The following is a 22,372-nucleotide window of genomic DNA, read 5'->3' as shown; positions in this document are numbered from 1 at the left end:
GGCGATGCTGACCGAGCTCACCATCCGCGATCTCGGCGTCATCCCCGAGTCGACGGTGGAGTTCAGCCCGGGCCTGACGGTGCTCACGGGCGAGACGGGCGCGGGCAAGACCATGGTGGTCACTGGCCTGCGGCTGCTCTCCGGTGGCCGGGCCGATGCTGGCCGCGTGCGCACGGGGGCCGACAAGGCCCTGGTGGAGGGCAGGGTGTCCACGGTGGACCTTGCGGGCCCGCTTTCCGACGACGTCGACGCGATCCTCGAGGAGTGCGGCGGCGAGAGGGACGAAAACGAGGAGATCCTGCTGGCGCGCCAGGTCTCCGCGAAGGGGCGCTCGCGGGCGTGGATCGGCGGCCGGGGCACTCCGGCGGCGGCGCTGGCCGACATCGCCGGCGCCGTGCTGGCCATTCACGGCCAGAACGATCAGCTGCGCCTGCTCGGCGGCGGTGAGCAGATCGCCGCGCTGGACCGCTTGGGCGGGGAGACGGTGGCGCCGCTGTTGGCGGCGTACCGCGACGTGCGCGGCCAGTGGCGTGCGGCGGCGAAGGACCTGGAGGAGCGCACGTCGAAGCGCCGCGAGTTGGCCATGCGCGCCGACCAGCTGACGTTCGCGCTGGAGGAGATCGACGCCGTCGACCCGGAGCCGGGCGAGGACGCCGATTTGGCCGAGACCATCCGCCGCATGCAGGACCTCGACGGCCTGCGCGAGGCGGCGGCCGTGGCGTGGGCGGCCATCGACGGCCCCGGCGCGATCGGTGCCGCCGCCGGCGGCGTCGGTGGTGCCGGTGCCGAGGAGGAAGAGGGCGCGGCGGATCTGCTCGGCCGAGCGCAGCATGCCCTGGCGGGCTCCGGGGATGCGGAGCTGGCGGATCTGGCCGAGCGCCTCGGCGAGATCACCAGCGGGCTCACCGACGTCTCCGCCGGCCTGGGCACCTTCCTGGAGTCGCTGCCGGAGGAGGCCGAATCCCTCGACGGGCTGCTGGCCCGCCAGTCGGAGATCCGGAACCTCACCCGCAAGTACGCACCGGACATTGACGGCGTGCTGGCGTGGCGCGACAAGGCCCGGCGGAAGCTGGGCACCCTCGACGTCTCCGGCGAGGCGCTGGAGAAGCTCGCCGCCGACGTCGCCGCCCTGGAGAAGAAGGTCCGGGCCGCGGCGAAGAAGCTGACCAAGGTGCGCACCTCGTTGGCCGCGGAGCTCGGCGAGCGCGTCACCGCCGAACTCAAGGGCCTGGCCATGCCCATGACCTCCCTGGTCGTGGAGGTGACCGCTGCCGGTTCCTTCGGCCCCTCGGGCGCCGACGACGTCTCCTTCCTGCTGTCGGCCCACAAGGGCGCCGAGCCGCGCCCGTTGGCCGGCAGCGCCTCCGGCGGCGAGCTCTCCCGCGTCATGCTGGCGCTGGAAGTCGTCCTCGCCGAGGGCGACGGCGGCCGCACCCTGGTCTTCGACGAAGTCGACGCCGGCGTCGGCGGCCGGGCGGCGGTGGAGATCGGGCGCCGCCTGGCACGGTTGGCCGAGAGGAACCAGGTCATCGTCGTCACGCACTTGCCGCAGGTGGCGGCCTACGCCGACACCCACCTGCACGTGGCCAAGGACGTCGCCGACGATGGCGTCGCCTCCGGCGTCGGCGCCCTGGACCGGGACCGGCGCATCGAGGAGCTCGCGCGGATGATGGCCGGCCTCGACGGCACCGAATCCGGGCGCGCGCACGCGACCGATCTGCTGGAGAAGGCCCAGGCGGACAAGTCCGCGCGGTAGTTTCCGCGGGCCCCGGCGCGCCTCCACCGGACCCGCGCCACCCGGCGGCAGACTGTCGGCCATGAGTCTGTTCTCGAAGAAGACCGCCGAGGAGCCCGGCGTCAAGGGCGCCGTCCGCGACTGCCTGCGCTCCGACCGTGCTCTGAACAAGCTCGCCGACGGCGACATCGTCGTCGTCGACGCGCCCGACATCACCCGCGTCCTCGCCCAGCGCATCATCGATGCCAACGCGAAGGCCGTGGTCAACACCGGTGCGTTCACCACCGGGGCGGTGCCCAACTTCGGTCCGCAGATGCTCGTCGACGCCGGCGTGGTGCTGGTGGAAAACGCGCAGCTGTCGGAGTCGGCGCGGCTGCGCGACGGCAAGCTGCACCGCCTCCACGAGGGCAAGCTGTACCTCGGCGACCGCCGCGTGGCGGCCGGCGACGAGGTGACCATGGACAAGATCTCCAACGACTTCGACGAGGCCCGCACCGGCATGGTCGATCGTTTGGAGGCCTTCTCCGGCAACTTCGTCGAGTTCGCGGCGACGGAATCGCCGCTCTACGTCGACGGCCTGGGCATCCCGGACGTGGAGACGAAGCTCGAGGGCCGCAAGGTCCTCATCGTCAGCGCGGGCGCGGGCCACGAGAACACGCTGAAGAACCTCAAGGGCTTCATCGGCGAGTTCGACCCGGTGCTCATCGGCGTCGACGCCGGCGCCGATGCGCTGGTGTCGCAGGGCTACGAGCCGGATCTGATCATCGGCGATCCCTCGGGCATCGGCGCGGAGACGCTGCGCTGCGGCGCCCGCGTCATCCTGCCGGCGGACCCGGACGGCCACGCGCAGGGACTGGAGCACATCCAGGATCTGGGCATCGGCGCGATGACCTTCCCGGCGCTGTCGGATTCGGCGACGGATCTGGCGCTGGTGCTGGCGGACCATCACGGTGCGTCGATGATCGTCACGGCCGGGTCGTCGCTGGACCAGGGCGACGTCTACGGCGGCGCCGACCAGCGCGCACTGCCGTCGGCGCTGCTCAGCCGCCTGAAGGCGGGCGACAAACTGGTCAATGGCGACGTCGTGGCGGATCTGTACCGCGTCGAGGGCGGTGGCCTGCGCTTCATGTGGGCGCTGTTGGCGATCATCGTGGCGGTGGCGGTCATCATCGCCATCGCGGGCACGGCGGGCGATGGGTCGGTGGGGGAGAACCTCGTGGACACGTGGAATTCCATCGCCCTGTGGTTCCAGGGCCTGTTCAACTAGTTCGGGGGAGTAGAGGCGATGGCGAAGAAGCGGTCGGGCGCGTGGAGCGCCGGCATCACGGGTGCGGCGCTGGGCGTGGCGGCGGGTACGGCGCTGGGCGCGTACGTGCTGGCGCCGGAGGGCGGCCTCGAGTGGGGCGGTGCGCAGGCGTCCGATGAGCGCGACGCCGCCATCGTCGAGCGCGATGCCGCGAACACGCGCGCCGATGCGGCGAATGGGGTGGTGGAGGACTTGGCGGCCCAGGTCGTCGATGGTTCGCTTTCCGACGTCCCGGTGCTGCTCGTGACCACCCCGGACGCGGAGGACTCGTCCGTGGACGCCATGGAGGCGCTGCTCGGTGATGCGGGCTCGCCGGAGGTGACGCGGATGGGGTTGACGGAGAAGTTCCAGTCGGCCGAGGGCGCCGATGAGCTGAAGGATGTCGTCACCAGCGCGCTTCCGGCGGGCACCGAGCTCGACGTCGATCGCCGTGATCCCGGGTTCCAGGCCGGCCAGGCGCTGTCGCCGGTGCTGTTGATCGGGGAGGACACCTCCGAGCGTGCGTCGGTGGCCGATCGCCGCCTGCTGCTGGGGTCGCTGCGCGACGCCGGCTTCATCGAGTACGAGGACGGGACGATGCGCCCGACGGCGGCGATCGTCATCGTCACGGGCTCCGGCACCGGTGCCGCGTCGGGTGCGGCCTCGGATGCAGCGGCGGATCAGCCTGACGGCAACACTGAAAACGGCGACGGCGACACCGGTGGCAACGGTGAAGGTGGCGAGAACGGTGACGGCGGCGGGAACTCCGTCGGCGCCCGCATCCTCGCGGACTTCGCCGAGGCGCTGTCCGCCGACGGCACGGTCGTCGTGGCCGGTGAGCCGGCCGCCGACCGTGATGGCGGCGTCCTCGAGGTGCTCGGCGCCTCCGATACCGCGGGTTCCGTGAAGACGCAGTCCGCCATCGGCGACGTCGCCGGCCGCGTGGGCGTGGTCCGCGCGATCGTGGAGAACAAGGGCGCATCCCCGGCCGCCGAGGATGCTGCCACGGGCGAGGCGTCCGCGCAGGAGAACCCCGCCGAGGATTCACCCGCGCAGTAGCCTTGCGCCAAGACTCGTCGCTATGGCCCACTGCGCGTACGCCCGCGGGCCGGCCGAGAACGCTCCCGCCGGACACATCCCCGGGCAGGAGACCCCCGCCGCCGAGTAGGCTGCTCGGCCCACCGCGCGTACGCCTGCGGGCCGGCGGGCGAGCTTATCCGACGAGCGCAGCCACTGGCCGGGTGAACGGCGGTAAAAGACCAGGAGCCGAAATCTTGTGGCTGCGCTCGTCGTATTCGCGTGGGGTGGGGACCGGGCGAGGCCGGGAACAGAGTGGGGTTGCGGATCGGGCGAGCCCGGCGGCGGGGTGGCCAACGGTTGGAAAGCCTCTCGCGGAGTGACTTCCGCGCAGGAGACCCCCGCGGCCGAGTAGCCCCGCTCCGGCCGCCGGCCGCGGGCGCCCGGCCCGGCGTGTTACCGCCGTGTTTCGCGTCGATTTCGCACCCGTTGAATCTGTGGGCGACGGCGTGATGCGGGGCGAAAAGCGTCGTCAAGCATGCTTTTTGGCTTCCTTCACGCACGCCGCCCGGTTAGCCTGAAATCCCGTGGTCGCCACGAGACGGCCTGCGGCGGACGCCCCCGGACAACGGGACGCGCGCCCGCCGCCCGAGCGAGACGCGGGAGATGATTGGCATGGCGAACGGGCGAAATGGCGAGCATGTGACGAAGTACATCATCGTCACGGGAGGCGTTGCGTCGTCGTTGGGCAAGGGCCTGACGGCCGCGAGCCTGGGGCGGCTGCTGACGTCGCGCGGGCTGCGGGTGACCATGCAGAAGCTGGACCCGTACCTCAACGTCGACCCGGGCACGATGAACCCGTTCCAGCACGGCGAGGTCTTCGTCACGGAGGACGGCGCGGAAACGGACCTGGACCTGGGCCATTACGAGCGTTTCCTGGACCGCGACCTCTACGGCGGCGCGAACGTGACCACGGGCAAGGTGTACTCGTCGGTGATCGCGAAGGAGCGCCGCGGCGAGTTCCTGGGCGAGACGGTGCAGGTCATCCCGCACATCACGGACGAGATCAAGTCGCGAATCACCGGCATGGACCGCCCCGACGCCGACGGCCTGCGCCCGGACGTCGTGATCACGGAGATCGGCGGCACGGTCGGCGACATCGAGTCGCAGCCCTTCCTCGAGGCCGCCCGCCAGGTGCGCCACGACGTCGGCCGCGAGAACATCCACTACCTGCACGTGTCGCTGGTGCCGTACCTCGGGCCGTCGGGCGAGCTGAAGACGAAGCCGACGCAGCATTCGGTCGCGGAGCTGCGCTCGATCGGCCTCGTGCCGGATTCGGTGGTGCTGCGCTGCGACCGCGAGGTGCCCGAGGGGCTCAAGCGCAAGATCGCGCTGATGTGCGACGTCGATCTGGAGGGCGTGGTGTCGTGCCCGGATGCGGCCAGCATCTACGACATTCCGAAGGTGCTTTGCGACGAGCACCTGGACACCTTCATCGTCCGCCGGTTGGGGCTGCCGTTCCGCGACATGGACTGGGACCTCTGGGGTGGGTTGCTGGAGAAGGTCCACGAGCCGGAGCACGAGGTGACCGTGGCGCTGGTGGGCAAGTACGTGGACTTGCCGGACGCGTATCTGTCGGTGGCCGAGGCGATCCGCGCCGGCGGCTTCGCCCATGGCGCGAAGGTCGACGTGCGTTGGGTGGCCTCGGACCTGTGCGAGTCGGAGTCGGGCGCCGCCGAGCAGCTGGCCGGCGCCGACGCGGTGGTCGTGCCGGGCGGGTTCGGCGTGCGCGGCATCGAGGGCAAGATCGGCGCGATCTCCCATTGCCGCGAGCACGGGATCCCGCTGCTGGGCCTGTGCCTGGGCATGCAGTGCGCGGTGCTGGAAGCGGCGCGGCGCGGCGGCGTGCCCGATGCGTCGTCGACGGAATTCGACGAGGACACCCCGTCGCCGGTGATCGCGACGATGGAGGAGCAGCGGGCGGCGGTCTCCGGCGAGGCCGACCTCGGCGGGTCGATGCGCCTGGGCGCGTACCCGGCGACGCTGACGGCTGGTTCCGTCGTCGCGGAAGCCTATGGCGCCACTGAGATTTCCGAGCGCCACCGCCACCGCTACGAGGTCAACAACGCCTACCGCGACGCCATCGAGTCGGCCGGCCTGGTCATTTCGGGCACGTCGCCGGACGGCACGCTGGTCGAGTTCGTCGAGTACCCGCGCGAGCAGCACCCGTTCTTCGTGGCCACGCAGGCCCACCCGGAGTACAAGTCGCGGCCGACGAGCCCGCACCCGCTGTTCGCGGGGCTCATTGCCGCGGCGCTCGCGGAATCCCGGGCGTGAGGGTAGGCACGTAGTTATGACATCCTCGAATCCCGCCGCCGGTTCCCACTCCTTCGACGTCGTCGACTCCGAGATCCTCGTGGAGGCGCCGATCATCGCGCTGCGCCGTGATCACGTGCGCATGCCCGGTGGCCGCGTCGCCGCCCGCGAGATCGTCGAGCACTTCGGCGCGGTGGCGGTGGTGGCGCTGGCCGACGACGGCCGCATCTGCCTGCTGCGCCAGTGGCGCCAGACCGCGCAGGACCGGCTGGTCGAGCTGCCCGCCGGCATCCTCGACGTCGCCGGCGAAGACCCCCTCGTCGCGGCCCAGCGCGAGCTCGCCGAGGAGGCCGGCGTCGCCGCGCGGCGCTGGTCGCTGCTCACGGACATCTTCACCTCGCCCGGCTTCGCCGAAGAGACCGTGCGCGTCTACCTGGCCGAGGGGCTTTCCGACGCCGACCGCCCCGAACCAGAGGACGAGGAGGCCGACATGACCGAGTCGTGGGTCGACCTCTCCGAGGCCGCGGACATGGTGCTGCGCGGGGAGATCATCAACGCCATCGCCGTCGCGGGCATTCTCGCGGCGCACGTGACGGTGGCGGGGGGCCGGGATCGTCGTCACGCGGACGAACCGTTCGACATCCGGCCCACCCGGCTCGCGGCCCGACGCGCGGAAGCGCTCGGCCCGGACGCGGACTTGAAGCAGGTCCCGGAATCGGGGGGCAGATGAAGGCGGCATCGGCCAGCGACACGAGGCGGGTGTCGGAGGCGTTTTTCGATCACCTCGCCGTCGAGCGGGGGGCGTCGGCCAACACGCTCGGCGCATACCGGCGTGATCTGGCGAAGTACCTGGACTACCTGGACGGCCTCGGCCGCGATGACCTGCGGGCGGTGACGGAGGCCGACGTCGGGGCATTCGTTGCGCACCTGTCGCGCGGCGACGCCGATGCCGGTCAACCTCCGATGGCGGCGTCGTCGGTGTCGCGGGCCCTGTCGGCGGTGCGCGGCCTGCACAAGTTCGCGCTCGGGGAAGGCGACGTCGACGTCGACGTGGCCTCCGCCGTGGCGCCGCCCAAGCGCGGCAGCTCGCTGCCCAAGGCGCTGCGGGTCGAGGAGGTCACGGGCCTCATCGAGGCGATCCCCGTGGGCGAGGCCGCCGAGATCGCCGACGTCCGCGACCGGGCGCTGGTGGAGCTGCTGTATTCCACCGGCGCGCGCGTCAGCGAGGTCACCGGCCTGGACATCGACGACCTCGACCGCGAGGAGCGCCTGGTGCTGCTGCGCGGCAAGGGCGGCAAGGAGCGCATCGTGCCCGTCGGCGGCCCGGCGATCGAGGCGGTCGATGCGTGGCTGGTGCGCGGGCGGCCGGCGTGGGCGCGGGCCAATTCGGGCCCGGCGCTGATGATCAACTCGCTGGGGCGGCGCATGTCGCGGCAGTCGGCGGCGAACATCCTGGCGACGGTGGCCGAGCGGGCCGGGTTGGCCGGGAGGGTGTCGCCGCACACGCTGCGGCACAGCTTCGCCACCCATCTCCTGGAGGGCGGCGTCGACGTCCGTTCGGTCCAGGAGCTGCTGGGGCATGCGTCGGTGACCACGACGCAGATCTACACGATGGTCACCGCGGATAATCTCCGCCGCGTTTGGGCGGGTGCTCACCCGCGGGCGCGGTGAGCGCCGGTACAGTGGTCGCGAGAGGGAGTGTCCGCTCCCGGCGTTGATCGGCGTTTCCCGCCGATCGCGCCGTAGGTCAAGACGGAAGGGTTGACGGTGGCTGAGTCGGGCTTGTTCGATGCCGAGGGCATGCAGGTGGGCCTCACCGGTCGGCCCCTGCGCGAGCTGCCGGAGCCGAAGGAGCTCGAGTCCCACGGCCCGGCGACGATTCTGGCGATGTGCAACCAGAAGGGCGGCGTGGGCAAGACCACGTCGACCATCAACATGGGCGCGGCGCTGGCGGAGTGCGGGCGCAAGGTGCTGCTGGTCGACCTCGACCCGCAGGGCGCGCTGTCGGCGGGCCTGGGCATCCCGCACGAAGATCTGGATCTGACGGTCTACAACCTGATCATCGATCCGGACACCGACGTCCGCGACGCCATCCACCACACGACGGTGCCGGGCCTGGACCTGGTGCCGGCGAACATCGACCTGTCGGCGGCGGAGATCCAGCTGGTCAACGAGGTCGGTCGCGAGCAGGCGCTGGGCCGTGCGCTGCGCCCGGTGCGCCGCGACTACGACTTCATCATCGTGGACTGCCAGCCGTCGCTGGGCCTGCTCACGGTCAATGCGCTGACCATCGCGCAGGGCGTGATCATCCCCATGGAGTGCGAGTATTTCTCGCTGCGCGGCCTGGCGCTGCTCACGGACACGGTGGGCAAGGTCCGCGATCGCCTGAACTTCGATCTCGAGGTCCTGGGCATCCTGGTGACCATGTTCGACCGCCGCACGCTGCATGCCCGCGAGGTGATGGAGCGGCTCATCGAGGTCTTCGGCGACACCGTCTTCGACACCGTGATCACCCGCACCGTGCGGTTCCCCGAGACGTCCGTCGCGGGCGAGCCGATCACGCGCTGGGCCCCGAAGTCCCCGGGCGCCGACCAGTACCGCAACTTGGCGCGCGAGGTCATCGAGCGCACCGGCGGGTAGGGGACCGCTTTTGCTTGCCGACGAGCCGGTGCCCGTGCAGGGGCCCAGCCCGGCGCCCGCGCAGGAGCTCAGCCCGGCGCCCGCGCAGGAGCTCAGCCCGGCGCCGGTGCAGGAGCCGGTTCAGGAGGAGATCACCGGTTTCCGGGTGGCGCTGGCCAATTTCACGGGGCCGTTCGATCTGCTGCTGCAGCTGATCGGGTCGAAGAAGATGGACGTCACCGAGGTGGCGTTGGCGGCGGTGACCGATGAGTTCATCGCGTACACGCGCAGCCTCGACGCGGTGAATGATCTGGACGAGATCACCGAGTTCCTCGTCGTCGCCGCGACCCTGCTGGATCTGAAGACCGCCCGCCTGTTGCCGCGCGGCGACGTCGACGACGAAGAGGATCTGGCGCTGCTCGAGGCCCGCGACCTGCTCTTCGCCCGCCTGCTGCAGTACCGGGCGTACAGCCGCGTCGCCGATCTCTTCGCCGACTGGGCCCGCGTTGCGCCGCACCGGTACCCGCGCGCCACGGGTCCCGATCCGGGGTTCGAGGGGCTGCTGCCTCCCGTCGAGTTGGGCATGGACGCGCAGTCGTTTGCGGAGTTCGCGGCCGTCGTGATGCGCCCGAAGCCGCCGGAGGAGGTGGGCATCGGCCACATCCACCAGGTCGCCGTGTCCGTGCCGGAGCAGGCCGGCCGCATCCTCGATGCACTGCGGCTGGCCGGCGAGGGGACGTGGCTGACGTTTTCGCAGCTGACGTCCGAGTGCCGCGTTTCGATGGAGGTCGTCGGGCGGTTCCTCGCTCTTCTGGAGCTCTACCGCGCCAAGGCCATCGAGACCGAGCAGGAAGAGGCGCTGGAGGAGCTCACCATTTCCTGGACGGGCCTCGACGTCGACCCGGCCGTGGTGGCCGCGTCGAATTGGGAATAGCGAGCTCGAGCTTCGCCCTTGTGCACCCCTACAGCAGCATCATGATCAGCACCTGGGCGGCGACGATCTTGCCGACCATCGCCACCGGATACACCGTGGTGTAGCCGCGGGCCGCGAGGTCCGTGCCGGACGCCGTGTTCAGGTACGCGATCACCGCCGGGTTGGTGGTGATGCCGGCGGCGACGCCGATGGACTCGTCGAACGTGAGCTTGCGCCACGCCATGAGCACGGCAACGGTCGCGATGGCGCTGGCCAGCGTCACAACCAGGCCCAGCCCGATGTACAGGAAGCTCGTCGGGTCCGTCAGCGCCGACCGGAAGCCCGCGCCGGCGGTGGTGCCCACGCCGGCCATGAACAGCGCCATGCCGAACGCCTCGAGCGTCTTCGTCGAGTGGTACGGCAACTGCCACCGCACCGGGCCCGTGCGCCCCAGAGCGCCGAAGACGAGGCCCGCGATGATCGGGCCGCCGCCGAAGCCGAGCGACAGGGTTCCGCCGCCGGGCATGGGGATCGGGATCGCGCCCAGCGCGAGACCCAGCGCCAGGCCGAGCGCGAGCGGCAGCAGATCCGGGCTGGCCAGGGACTTCTCCGAGTCGCCGAGGAACGACCGGATCGACTCGATGCGGTGCTTCGGCGCGACCACCCGCACGCGGTCGGACAGCTGCAGCCGGTCATCGGCGGCGGGCACGACGTCGGCGTCGCCGCGGCGCAGGCGGGCGATGGTGAAGCCGTGGTCCTCCAGGATGCGCAGCTCACCGATGGTCCTGCCCGCCACGTCCGGATTCGACACCGCCATGCGGGTGTACTGCAGATCCGACTCGTTCGGGTCCATCTCGATGCGCTCACCGAGCTTGGCGACGGCCTTGTCCAGCTCCTCGGCCGTGCCGTTGACCATGATCGAACATCCTTCGCGCAAGACGTCATCGGGCTCCGCGAGGCGCTGATTGTGGTTGTCGCCGTCGGCGACTCGTGTGGTGATGATCTCCGCGCCGGTGAACTCCGGCACCTGCGCCACGGTCAGCTCGCGGCCCTCGCCGATGCGGATGCCGATGTAGTGGAGCTTCTCGGCCAGCACGCCCTCCGCCTTCGCATCGGCGACGTGGTCGACGCGCAGGAGCCGGGCGCCGATTGCCGCGACGATGATGATGCCCAGCACTCCGCCGGGGTAGGCCAGCGAATAGCCGACCACGGCGTCCGTGGCGACCCCCGGGTCCGCGCCCGGCGGCAGCAGGTCCGGCACGGCGGCGAGGATCGCGGCCATGCCCGGCGTCGACGACATCGAGCCGGCGAACATGCCGGCGCCGGTGATGGGATCGGCGCCCGACAACGTCACCAGCCCGAAGGCCAGCGCCGTCAAGGCGACGAGCAACACGGCGACGATGACGTTGAGCGCCAGACCCCGGCTGCGCAGCGTGCGGAAAAACGCCGGCCCCGCGGACAATCCGATGCAGTAGACGAACAACGCGAGCCCGAACTGGAACAAAAGGGGCGGCAACTGGATGTCCGGATTGGCCGTCGACAAGCCAATGGCGACGAAGAGGATCGCCGCCGACCCGAGGCTGAGCCCCGCGATGCGGATGCGCCCGATCGCGAATCCGACGGTGAGGATGACGGCCAGGGCGAGCAGTCCATTGGACGCGAGAAATGCGAGCACGATGACCACCATAGACCCGCCGGCGGATAGACTGCCGCCCATGGACCTGCCCCACATCGACCCGCTGCGAGCCGCCGTGGAAAGCGTGCTGCTCGTCGTGGATACGCCGGTGACGCCGATGGATCTCGCCCGCGCGCTCGACGTCGAGCCGGAGGCGATCCGGGAGGTGCTGGGGCAGATGCGCGACGAGTTCGAGGCCCGCGGTTCCGGATTCGATCTGCGCGAGATCGAGGGCGGGTGGCGCCTGTACACGCGGGCGGCATACGCGGATGCGGTGGAGGCGTTCCTGCTCGACGGGACGCAGACTCGGCTGTCGCGCGCGGCGATGGAGACGCTCGCCGTGGTGGCCTACCGCCAGCCCGCGACGCGCGCGCAAGTCTCGGCCGTGCGCGGCGTCAACGTCGACGGCGTCATGCGCACGCTGCTGGCCCGAGGCCTGGTCGCCGAGGCGGGGGAGGACCCGTCGACGGGCGCGCACCTGTACGTGACCACGAACCTGCTCCTGGAGCAGCTGGGCATCGATTCGCTCGAGCAGCTGCCGGATCTTGCGCCGCTGCTTCCCGACGTCGACCTCATCGACGAGCCGGATCCGCGGTAGGGCACGGTCGAGCACGGTCGGGTCCGGTAGCGCGCGCTGAAACGGGCGGCGGGGGCACCCCGGCGGTGTGATGTTGGTCGGTTGACCAACCCCAGATTAAGGCGAACAGTGAACGCCGGATATGGTCGGAGGTGACAGTGCCGGGCCGACTGGGGCGCGGCGGATGAGCGCACATCGCGCGCCGGTTCCCACGGTCACGTGCGGGGCTCGAGCGGGAAAGGACATCTCTTCCTCATGTACTTCAGGGGCATCCACATCATCACCGGCACGGGGACGTCCGTGGGCAAGACCACGGCGACCGCGGCGCTGGTCGCACAGGCCATGGCGGCGGGCGAGGAGCCGGTCGTCGTGAAGCTGGCGCAGACCGGTGAGCCCGAGGGCAAGGGCGCCCTGGAGACCATCAACCGCTTGACCGGCTGCGAGGACCTGCATGAGTTCGCGCGCTACGACGATGCGCTGCCGCCGGCGTTCGCCGCCCGGCGCGCCGGTGTCCCGGAGCTGGATCTGGAGGAGACCGCCAACAAGCTGCGCGACCTCGCCGCCGATGGCCGGCCCGTGTTCGTCGAGGGCACCGGCGGCGTGCTGGCGCGCATCTCCAATTGGGCGCTGCCGCAGCTGGCGGAGGACCTCGGTGCGAAGGTGACCATCGTGACGGCGACGTCGCCGGGCACCCTCAACTCCGTGGAACTGACGCTGGAGGCATGCCGCGCCCGCGGGCTGGAGATCACCGGCATCATCGGCGGCGCCCGCCCCGAGCAGCCCGATGCGGTGGCCGAGTGCGTCATCGAGCAGCTGCCCATCGTCACCGGTCTGCCGGTGCTGGCGTGGCTGCCGGAGGACGCCGCGGAGCTCGACCGCGATGAGTTCGTCGGCCGGGCCGCCAGCTGGTTCAGCGGGAACTTCGCGGAGTAGCCCCGCCGGGCATGCGGCGGTTGATCCACGGCAGCAGGGCGGCCACGAGGACCGCCACTGCGATGACCCCCAAGCCCACGGCCAGGAAATACATGCGTTCCGCGCCGGGGTCGGTGGGGTCGTAGTTCGTGGACAGGACTCCGGACAGCGCCGTACCCACTGCCATCGTGAGGAAATACAGCGCGGAGAATCGCGTGCGGTACTTCGCCGGTGCGAGCATGGTGGATGCGGCCATTCCAACTGGGCTGACCTGGAGTTCGCCCAGGGTGATGGTCAGGTACACGGCGACGATGACGAGCAACGGCACGGCGCCATCCGGGACTTCCGAGAAGGGCGCGATGATCAGCATCGCGCAGCCGGTCACCGCGGTGCCGACGATCATCTGGATGGGGATGCCCGGGGCGCGACGTCCCAACCGGAGGCGCAGGGCCGCCAGCGGCAGGATCAGCAGCAGCGTGAACACGGGGTTGAGCGACTGCGCCCATGCGGCCGGTGCCGTCCAGTCGCCGATGGTTCGGTCGATGCGCAGATCCGAGTAGACGGCCAGTGCGCCGAAGGCCTGATTGTGGATGGCCCAGAAAGCCACCGCCGCAATGAACAACGGAATGAACGCCAGCACGCGGGACCGCTCGGTGCGGTCGATGCCGGGGTCGAGGAGCATTTTGGCGAACAACGTCACGGTGGCCGCCATGGTGGCGGCGAGCATGACCGTCGGCAAGCGATGCAGGGGCAGCGCCCCGGACGTCGTCAGCGCGATCATTGCGGCGACGATGCCCGTCACCGTGGTGGCGACGACCACCAGGCCGCGACTGCCGATGGGGGAGGTCGGCTTTTCGACGGCCACGCGGGCATCGGCCCTCCAAGAGTCCGAAAGACGGCGTCGGTGCCAGTGGTAGTGGATGAGGCCGATAATCATGAGGACCGCCGCCGCGGCGAAGCCGACTTCAAAACCGTGGGACACCGATAGCGCGCCGGTGAGGACGGGGCCCAGTAGTCCGCCGACGTTGATGCCGAAGTAGAAGAACTGGAAGTCGTTGTCGCGGCGCGGGTCGCCCGTTGCGCGGACGCGGCCGAGCATGGTGATGGCCGAGGTCTTCAGCGCGCCCGAGCCCGCGGCGACGAGCACCATCCCGATGGCGACGCCGGCCGCGCCGGGAACGAGCGACAAGGTGAGGTGCCCTGCGACGAGGATCCACGCGCCACCGAGCAGGGTCCGTTCCGCGCCGAGGACGCGATCGCCGATCCAGCCGCCGCCGATGGTGCACAAGTAGACGAGGCTGCCGTAGGCGCCCATCAAAGCCGTCGCAGTCGTGGTGGGCAGGCCGATGCCGCCGTCGGTGACGGCGCCGTAGAGGTAGTACGCCATGATCGCCTGCATGCCGTAGAAGCTGAAGCGCTCCCATGATTCGACGCCGATGATGGCGGGCAACGCGATGCGGGCGCGCCCGGGTGGTCTGGGCATGGTCGCCGCGGCTGCTTCCGGCAGCGCTTCCGGGCCCGGTTCCGGTGTTGAAATCGCGCCACTTGAACGCTGTCCAATGCTGGTCATGGAGTTATCGTCCGGATTGGCGCGTTCGATGGCAAATCATCCCCCGTCGCTACCCCTGAACAGTGTTCGATTCTGTGGATCGGCGCTAACGTCACCTCCCATGAACCCCGCCGCCCCCGCCGGCCTCGCAGCCCCCGCCGCCCCCGCCGGCCTCGCAGCCCCGGCCGCCCCCGCTGGCCTCGCCGATTTCGACGCCGCCCACGTCTGGCATCCCTACGGCCCCATGCCCAGCCCCGTACGGGCGCTGCCGGTGGCGTCGGCGGCGGGCACCCGGTTGACGCTTGCCGACGGCCGCGAGCTCATCGACGGCATGAGCAGCTGGTGGGCGGCGTGCCACGGCCATTCCCACCCGCGGCTGGTCGCGGCGGCGCAGCGCCAGGCGGCGACGATGTCCCACGTCATGTTCGGGGGCCTCACCCACGCCCCGGCGGTCGAGCTGGCCCGCAGGCTGCTGGCCATGACCGACCCCGCCCTCGACGCGGTGTTCTTCTCCGACTCGGGCTCGGTGTCGGTGGAGGTGGCCATCAAAATGGCACTGCAGTACCAGCGCGCCATCGGCCACCCGGAGCGCACGCGGCTGATGACCTGGCGCGGCGGCTACCACGGCGACACCCGCGCCCCCATGAGCGTCTGCGACCCCGACGGCGGCATGCATTCCCTGTGGGCCGGCGCCTGGTCGCCGCAGGTTTTCGCCCCCGTCCCGCCGCCGCGCGGCTCGTCGGGGCAGGTCCGGGCCGAGTATTTGTCCGGCTTCGAATCGCTTATCGACGACTCGGTCGCCGCCATCATCGTAGAACCCGTCGTCCAGGGTGCGGGCGGCATGCGTTTCCACGACCATGAATTGATCGCCGGGCTGCGCAGGATCTGCGACCGCCATGGGCTGCTGCTCATCGCCGACGAGATCGCCACCGGCTTCGGCCGCACCGGCGATCTCTTCGCCACGGCGGCCGCCGGCGTGACCCCGGATGTGCTGTGCGTGGGCAAGGCCCTGACCGGTGGATTCCTGTCGCTGGCGGCGACGCTGACCACCAGGGAGGTCTCCGGGGCCATTTCTCGCGGCGAGGGCGGGGGATTGATGCACGGCCCGACGTTCATGGCCAACCCGCTGGCCTGCGCCATTGCGGCGGAGAATCTGGACATCATCGCCGTGGGCGCCTGGCGCGACGCCGTGCCGCGCATCGAATCCGGGCTGCGGCAGGGGCTCGAACCATTGCGCGGCCGGCCCGGCGTGGCCGACGTCCGCGTGCTTGGGGCGATCGGCGTGGTGGAGATGGACCGGCCCGTCGACATGGCCCTTGCCACGGCGGCGTGCGTCGATGCCGGGGTGTGGCTGCGGCCCTTCGGGAAGCTCGTCTACGCCATGCCCATGTACATCTGCGACGACGCAGAGGTCGCCGCCATTTGCCGCGCCATCGCGGCGATCGTGGACGCCGAGGCAAAGGGAGAGATCCAATGACCATCCTGTGCATCACCGGAACCGGCACCGACGTGGGCAAGACCATCGCCACCGCCGCCATCGCGGGGCTGGTGCGCTCCTGTGGGAGGGAGGTGGTCGTCGTCAAGCCCGCGCAGACCGGTTTTCCCGGCACCGGCGCAGTGCTGGGGCGCGGCGGGGACCTCGACGACGTCGAGAGGCTGACCGGCGTGACCGACCTGCACGGATTCGCACGCTACCCGGAGCCGATGGCGCCGCTGGCCGCCGCGCGCCGGGCCGGGATGCCGACGCTGCGGCTCGATGACGCGGCACGGCGGATCCGGGCGCTCGACGGGCCAGGGCGGACCGTGCTCGTCGAAGGCGCCGGCGGGCTGCTCGTGCGGCTGGGCGCAGATGGTGGTCCTGAGAGTGGCGCTGACGGTGGCGCTGAATATGCTGCACGAGCGGGCGAAAGAATCGGCGCGGCACGGGAGTGGGGGCTGCCCGACCTCGCCGCGGCGCTGCCCTGCGCGAAGACGGTGGTGGTGACGTCGCTGGGGCTCGGCAGCCTCAACACCGCGGAGCTCACCGTCGAGGTCGCGCGCGGGCGGGGGATGGACGTCATCGGACTCATCGGCGGATCGCTGCCGGTGCCGGGGGACGGGGAGGAGCCGGACGCGATCGTCGCCACGAATCTCGAGGACCTGCCGCACCTGACCGGTGTCCCCGTCCTCGGCTGCGTGCCCGAGGGCGCCGGGAGGCTGCGGCGGGAGGATTTCCTCGCGGCCGCGCCGGGCTGGTTCACCGAATCGGGCGAAACCGCCCTGGTGGGGTAGGCTGGCACGCGGACATCGCCGTGGGGCGCCCCGACACCATGTCCCATCCGCCACGTCGCACCGACGAGAAGGATGGGATGTTTGCTTTCTCAGCACCCCGCGACGCACGCCGGCGGCAATCCGCCGGACGCGAAATCCGCACCGCTCTACAGATTGAGGACGCCCGTGTCACCCACCGCTCGCCGAGACGGCACACCGGACAAGAACAACCGGCCCACCGCGAACAAGCAGAAGAAGGCCGGGGACTACTACGTTTCCCAGGCCCGCCCCGCCCGCCACCAGCACGTCGACCGCAAGCCCGGCGGCGGCAAGGATTCCGGCGATGGCGAGGGCGTGCGCCTGCAGAAGGTGCTGGCCCAGGCCGGCGTGGCCTCGCGCCGCATGGCCGAGCACCTCATCGACGAGGGCCGCGTGGAGGTCGACGGGAAGATCGTCACCCGCCAGGGCGTGCGCGTCGACCCCAACACCGCGGTCATCCGCGTCGACGGTTCGCGCGTGGTGGTCAACGAGGACATGCAGTACTTCGTGCTGAACAAGCCGCGCGGCGTGCAGTGCACCATGAGCGACGACCAGGGCCGCCCCTGCGTCGGCGACATCATCGGCGAGAAGGTCTCCTCCGGCCAGCGCCTGTTCCACGTCGGCCGCCTCGACGCGGCCACCGAGGGCCTGCTGCTGCTGACCAACGACGGCGAGCTGGCCAACCGCCTGATGCACCCCAGCTACAACGTGACCAAGACGTACCTGGCCACGGTCAAGGGCGAGGCGGACAACAAGCTGATCCGCAATCTCACCGAGGGCATCGAGCTTGACGACGGCCCCGCCAAGGCCGACTTCGCCCAGATCATCGACGTGTGGCAGGGCCGCTCCATCGTCCGCGTGGAGCTCCACGAGGGGCGCAAGCACATCGTGCGCCGCATGCTCAAGGAGCTGGAGTACCCGGTCGAGCGCCTGGTGCGCACGAAGATCCACACCGTCCAGCTGGGCGAGCAGACCCCGGGTGCGCTGCGCGCGCTCAACCGCTCCGAGCTGGCCTCGCTGTACAAGGCGGTGGGGCTGTAGTGGCCGGACACGACAACACCGACACCAACACCACCGCGAACACCACCGCGGATTCCACCGCGAACACCACCGCGAACGAGGACGGGCGCACCATGAACGATTCCACCGCCGCCGAGGCCCTGCTGCTGGCCATCGACGGCCCGTCGGGCACCGGCAAGTCGACGGTGTCCCGCGCCGTCGCCGAGCATCTCGGCGCGAAGTACCTGGACACCGGCGCGATGTACCGCGTGGCCACCCTGTGGGTGCTGCGCCAGAACATCGACCCGGCCGACGAGGACGCCGTCGTCGCGGCGACCGCCGATCTGCCGCTGGCCGTCAGCGACGACCCTCGCTCGACGGAGGTGCTCCTCGACGGCGAGGACGTCTCCGGCGAGATCCGCGGCGCCGAGGTCACCCGCAACGTCTCGGCCGTTTCCGCGATCCCCGCGGTGCGCGAGAACCTCGTCGACCTGCAGCGCCGCCTGGCCGCCGACGCCGGCCGCTGCGTGGTCGAGGGCCGCGACATCGGCACCGTGGTGCTGCCGGACGTCCCGGCGAAGGTCTTCATGACCGCCGCCGCCGAGGTCCGCGCCCGTCGCCGCTACGACCAGGACATCGCCGCCGGCCGCGAGGCCGACTTCGACGAGGTGCTCGCCGACGTCGTGCGCCGCGACGAGCTGGACAGCTCGCGCAAGACCTCGCCGCTGCGCCCGGCCGACGACGCCGTCGTGCTGGACACCTCCGAGATGGACGTCGAGGAGGTCATCGACCACATCCTCGACGTCGTCGAGGCCGGCTACCCCGGCTCCGTCGACGGCGACCCGCTGAACGGCGCGGACTTCGACGGCTTTACCGCCGGCAACGAGGGTCACGATGGTGTCGGCGCCGATGACGGCAACGACGCTGACGACTCAGACGCCGCCGCCACCGAATTCGTCCAGGCCACCGGCGAGGGCACGCACGAGGACCCGGAGGCCGGCCTCGACCGCGCCATCGCCGACCACGAGACCATCATCGCCGACGCCATCGCCCGCGCCGAAGCCGGCGAGCTCGGCGAAGACGACGAGGACTGGCACGACCTCGAAGAGGCGTTCTCCGTCCTCGGCGGTGCCTCCGAAGAGGATGAGGCGCTGCCGACCGTCGCCATCGTGGGCCGCCCGAACGTCGGCAAGTCCACGATGGTCAACCGGTTCATCGGCCGTCGTGAAGCAGTCGTGGAAGACTTCCCCGGAGTCACCCGCGACCGCATCAGCTACCTCGGCGACTGGGCCGGGCGCAGGTTCTGGGTGCAGGACACCGGCGGCTGGGACCCCGACGCCAAGGGCCTCAACGCGTCGATCGCGCGGCAGGCCGAGGCGGCGATGGACACCGCTGACGTGATCATCATGGTCGTCGACACCACCGTCGGCGTCACCGCCACCGACGAGATGATGGCCCGCCGCCTGCAGCGCGCCGAGCAGCCCGTCATCCTGACGGCCAACAAGTTCGAGTCCGACGCCCAGCTCGGCGACGTCGCCGAATTCTGGTCGCTGGGCCTCGGCGAGCCGCACCCGACCTCCGCGCTCCACGGCCGCGGCAACGCCGATGTCATGGACGAGGTCGTCCGGTCGTTCCCCGAGGTCCCGCGCGCCAAGGCGCAGCCGCAGGGTCCGCGCCGCGTCGCGATCGTCGGCAAGCCCAACGTGGGCAAGTCCTCCCTGCTGAACAAGATCTCCGGCGAGGACCGCGCCGTGGTCTCCGACGTCGCCGGCACCACCGTCGACCCCGTCGACTCGCTGGTGCAGCTCGATGGCGCCGTGTGGCGGTTCGTGGACACCGCCGGCATCCGCAAGAAGACCAAGCAGGCGCAGGGCCACGAGTTCTACGCCTCGCTGCGCACGCGGTCGGCGATCGACAACTCCGAGGTGGTCATCTTCCTCGTCGACTCCTCCGAGCCGATCGCCGAGCAGGACCAGCGCGTGCTGCGCATGATCCTCGACTCCGGCCGCGCGCTCGTGGTGGCCTACAACAAGTGGGACCTCATGGACGAGGATCGCCGCGACCTGCTCGAGCGGGAGATCGACCTGCAACTGTCGCACGTGCCGTGGGCGCGGCGCATCAACATTTCCGCCAAGACCGGCCGCGCGCTGCAGCGCCTGGAGCCGGCGATGCTCGAGGCGCTGGATTCGTGGGATCGCCGCATTTCCACCGGCCGCCTGAACACGTGGCTGCGCACCGTGCTCCAGGAAGTCCCGCCGCCCATGCGCGGTGGCCGCCTGCCGCGCGTGCTGTTCGCGACGCAGGCGTCGACGCGTCCGCCGGTGATCGTGCTGTTCACGACCGGTTTCCTCGAGCACGGTTACCGCCGCTTCCTGGAACGCCGCCTCCGCGAGGAGTTCGGTTTCGAGGGCTCGCCCGTGCGCATCGCCGTGCGCGTGCGCGAAAAGCGCAAGCGGAAGTAGGGTCCCGGGCGCCGATTGCGGTGGCGTTTGCGATCGCGCCGGCGATGGCGCGGGCGCTGATGCCGGCGATCGTGTTGGTGCCGGGGCAATAGCGCGGGAAGAAGGAGCGCGGGGAGCGGGCATTGGCTCGTTCCCCGCGTTTCGCGTTTCCGCTTGCTTCACGACGGCCCGCCCACACCCCTTTCTCCAGACCGACCCTCTTGCCGGCTGCCGTCGGCGCTGACCACCTCCTCGCGCGAGCGCCATTCCACCAGCGATCGCCAGTCACATGCACCCCACGGGCCCCAAATTTCTGGATCGCGTTCATTTCGTAGGAATTCGGCGGCCAAAAGGCCAGGTCGCCGGTGGGGGGCGGCCCTACGAAATGAACGCGCGCAGAAAATTTGGGGCTGGTGTGACGGCGGAGCAAAGATAGTCGGGCCTCAGCGATCGCGTGGCACCATCCGGTACGGCGCGGGCCCCGGCCATCACCCTGCACGCTCCATCCGGCACAGAGCAGCCATCACCGGTCACCGCGTAGGCGCCATCGGCCACCCCACGAGCACCATCCGCCCCAACGTTGTGGAGGTCGCCCAAAACGGGACGGTGGGGCATCGTAAAGCAGCAGGTCGGGGACGCCGCGGGTGTCCCGTTTTCCGTGATTTTCGGGTTCGGTCGCCCAAATCGGGACATCGCGGGCGTCAGGGGACCTCCGAAGCCGGCGTGGACAAGGTGGAAACCGACGCGCACAGGATGGAAACCGGATGCGGAAGCGGGAAAAGTCCGCAGACGGCCCGTAGAAGCGCTGGGCTCGAATCCAGGCCCGACCCTCGATGGAGGCGCGTTCGGCCCGCAGCGGGCGATCTGGGAAGTCGCCGATTTCGGGCGCCGGAAACGGCGACGGTCAATTGCACTTCGGCCCACGGTGCGTGCATTGTGGGGCCAAGACCGACGGGGCGCGACCGGCGCCCCGCATGACCAGGAGGCGACGAGCATGTCCGGCAACCGCCACGGCCGAGATCCCTTCGACGACGACCGCACCGAGTTCATCGGCCGCGACGAGCCAACGCGGCGCGCGTGGGATAGCCGCGATGACCAGCAGACCGAGTTTTTCGGCGGCGCAGCTGGCGGTGCGGCGGGTGCGGCGGGCGCCGGCCGTGGTGGCGCGGGCCGCGGCGGATACGACCCGGACGCCGACTTCGGCGGCGGACGAGGAGCCGGGGCCGGCGACGGCACCCGGGCCGATGGTTCCGGCCAGTACTGGGCGCCGCTGACCCCGGAGGAACGGGGCCTGGACCCGCGCGACCAGCGCGACGCCGGTGCCGCGGGCGATCCGCGTGCCGCCGGTCGCGGAGGGTACGACGCCCGCTACGACGACCGCGCCCGCCGCGACGACTACGCCGACCGCGACCCGCGCTACGACGACCGCTACGACGACCGCGACGCTCGCGATGACGGCGGCCGCAAGGGCGGTTTCGGCAAGGGCGCGACGATCGTGGCGGTGACGGCGATCATCGCGATCGTCATCTTGGTCGCGCTGATGTTCCGCTTCCTCTCCGGCGATGACGAGGGCACCGATCCCACGGGGACGACGCCGCCGCCGGAGCCGTCGACGTCGGAGACCGTGACGTCGGCAAGCGAGACCTCGGAGCCGCCGACGGAGACCTCCGACCCGGTGCGCGATGAGCTCGACCGCCTGCGAGACGAGGTCAACAGCCTCCGCGAGACCCCGCCGGTGATCCCGGGCCTCGGCGGCGGCGAGGTCGCCGAGGCGACCGTCCCCGAGGCGGTGGGCAAGTCGCCGGCGGAGGTCGAGCTTGCTTTGCGACGCGCCGGTTTCGGCGACATCACCATCCTCGACGCCAACGGGAATGCGACGAATGCGCTGTCGTCGCTGACGGCCACCGTCGCGACCATCGATCCGCCGGCGGGCACGGCCACGACGACGGATCAGGCGATCACCGTCACGCTGGAGTAGGTGGCCCGGCCGGTTCCCGGTCGCTGGGGCCGCCACCGTCCAATCCCGCCCGGCCCGATCCGCGGCA

General features: G+C 70.8%; 17 protein-coding genes. 15 read left to right on the top strand and 2 right to left on the bottom strand.

Going from position 1 to position 22,372, the window contains the following annotated elements; translation table 11 throughout:
- The first annotated feature begins 4 nt into the window (after nt 1-4).
- From recN to ACFWGD_RS09155, 8 genes are all read left to right on the top strand, one after another.
- On the top strand, nt 5-1,756 hold the full coding sequence (gene recN / locus ACFWGD_RS09190) for a DNA repair protein RecN (protein ID WP_377778351.1): 1,752 nt from the start codon (nt 5-7) through the stop codon (nt 1,754-1,756).
- 61 nt (nt 1,757-1,817) lie between these two features.
- Nucleotides 1,818-3,002: a putative cytokinetic ring protein SteA gene (steA, locus tag ACFWGD_RS09185; protein WP_377778350.1), complete on the top strand. Its 1,185-nt coding sequence runs from the start codon at nt 1,818-1,820 to the stop codon at nt 3,000-3,002.
- 18 nt (nt 3,003-3,020) lie between these two features.
- Complete coding sequence (locus ACFWGD_RS09180; protein WP_377778349.1) at nt 3,021-4,079, top strand: copper transporter; 1,059 nt, start codon at nt 3,021-3,023, stop codon at nt 4,077-4,079.
- Between the two features lie 633 nt (nt 4,080-4,712).
- The gene (locus tag ACFWGD_RS09175) at nt 4,713-6,374 is read left to right on the top strand and encodes a CTP synthase (protein WP_377778348.1); all 1,662 of its coding nucleotides are present in this window, start codon (nt 4,713-4,715) and stop codon (nt 6,372-6,374) included.
- A gap of 16 nt (nt 6,375-6,390) precedes the next feature.
- Nucleotides 6,391-7,083 carry an NUDIX domain-containing protein gene (locus ACFWGD_RS09170; protein ID WP_377778347.1) on the top strand — a complete coding sequence of 231 codons (693 nt, stop codon included), beginning with the start codon at nt 6,391-6,393 and terminating at the stop codon, nt 7,081-7,083.
- Nucleotides 7,080-8,024, top strand: coding sequence for a site-specific tyrosine recombinase XerD (locus ACFWGD_RS09165; protein WP_377778346.1), 945 nt, complete (start codon nt 7,080-7,082; stop codon nt 8,022-8,024). The genes ACFWGD_RS09170 and ACFWGD_RS09165 overlap by 4 nt, the downstream gene beginning before the upstream one ends.
- A gap of 96 nt (nt 8,025-8,120) precedes the next feature.
- Nucleotides 8,121-8,993, top strand: a complete 873-nt coding sequence (locus tag ACFWGD_RS09160; protein WP_377778345.1) for a ParA family protein — start codon at nt 8,121-8,123, stop codon at nt 8,991-8,993.
- Between the two features lie 106 nt (nt 8,994-9,099).
- Complete coding sequence (locus ACFWGD_RS09155; protein WP_377778370.1) at nt 9,100-9,906, top strand: segregation and condensation protein A; 807 nt, start codon at nt 9,100-9,102, stop codon at nt 9,904-9,906.
- A 28-nt stretch (nt 9,907-9,934) separates the two neighbouring features.
- On the opposite strand, the gene ACFWGD_RS09150 is transcribed toward ACFWGD_RS09155, so the two are convergent.
- A complete protein-coding gene (locus tag ACFWGD_RS09150; protein WP_377778344.1) occupies nt 9,935-11,560 on the bottom strand; it encodes an aspartate:alanine exchanger family transporter in 1,626 nt (541 codons plus the stop codon).
- 40 nt (nt 11,561-11,600) lie between these two features.
- Between ACFWGD_RS09150 and scpB the strand changes: the two genes are divergently transcribed.
- Both scpB and bioD (ACFWGD_RS09140) read left to right on the top strand, forming a co-directional pair.
- Nucleotides 11,601-12,158: an SMC-Scp complex subunit ScpB gene (gene scpB / locus ACFWGD_RS09145; protein WP_377778343.1), complete on the top strand. Its 558-nt coding sequence runs from the start codon at nt 11,601-11,603 to the stop codon at nt 12,156-12,158.
- A gap of 234 nt (nt 12,159-12,392) precedes the next feature.
- The gene (gene bioD, locus ACFWGD_RS09140) at nt 12,393-13,070 is read left to right on the top strand and encodes an ATP-dependent dethiobiotin synthetase BioD (protein ID WP_377778342.1); all 678 of its coding nucleotides are present in this window, start codon (nt 12,393-12,395) and stop codon (nt 13,068-13,070) included.
- Here the strand turns inward: bioD (ACFWGD_RS09140) and ACFWGD_RS09135 are convergent.
- Nucleotides 13,048-14,532, bottom strand: coding sequence for a peptide MFS transporter (locus ACFWGD_RS09135; protein ID WP_377778341.1), 1,485 nt, complete (start codon nt 14,530-14,532; stop codon nt 13,048-13,050). The two genes, bioD (ACFWGD_RS09140) and ACFWGD_RS09135, sit on opposite strands and share 23 nt — an antisense overlap.
- 310 nt (nt 14,533-14,842) lie before the next feature.
- Between ACFWGD_RS09135 and ACFWGD_RS09130 the strand changes: the two genes are divergently transcribed.
- From ACFWGD_RS09130 to ACFWGD_RS09110, 5 genes are all read left to right on the top strand, one after another.
- Nucleotides 14,843-16,075 carry an adenosylmethionine--8-amino-7-oxononanoate transaminase gene (locus ACFWGD_RS09130; RefSeq protein WP_377778369.1) on the top strand — a complete coding sequence of 411 codons (1,233 nt, stop codon included), beginning with the start codon at nt 14,843-14,845 and terminating at the stop codon, nt 16,073-16,075.
- On the top strand, nt 16,072-16,869 hold the full coding sequence (bioD, locus tag ACFWGD_RS09125; protein ID WP_377778340.1) for an ATP-dependent dethiobiotin synthetase BioD: 798 nt from the start codon (nt 16,072-16,074) through the stop codon (nt 16,867-16,869). The genes ACFWGD_RS09130 and bioD (ACFWGD_RS09125) overlap by 4 nt, the downstream gene beginning before the upstream one ends.
- Nucleotides 16,870-17,034: 165 nt before the next feature.
- Nucleotides 17,035-17,928: a pseudouridine synthase gene (locus ACFWGD_RS09120; RefSeq protein ID WP_377778339.1), complete on the top strand. Its 894-nt coding sequence runs from the start codon at nt 17,035-17,037 to the stop codon at nt 17,926-17,928.
- A gap of 92 nt (nt 17,929-18,020) precedes the next feature.
- A complete protein-coding gene (der, locus tag ACFWGD_RS09115; protein ID WP_377778368.1) occupies nt 18,021-20,348 on the top strand; it encodes a bifunctional cytidylate kinase/GTPase Der in 2,328 nt (775 codons plus the stop codon).
- 973 nt (nt 20,349-21,321) lie between these two features.
- Nucleotides 21,322-22,305, top strand: coding sequence for a PASTA domain-containing protein (locus ACFWGD_RS09110; protein WP_377778338.1), 984 nt, complete (start codon nt 21,322-21,324; stop codon nt 22,303-22,305).
- Nucleotides 22,306-22,372 lie beyond the last annotated feature (67 nt).

The sequence above is a fragment of the Corynebacterium sp. NPDC060344 genome (genome assembly GCF_042725215.1).
Classification (GTDB): Bacteria; Actinomycetota; Actinomycetes; order Mycobacteriales; family Mycobacteriaceae; genus Corynebacterium.
This window is presented reverse-complemented; position numbering and strand designations above follow the sequence as displayed.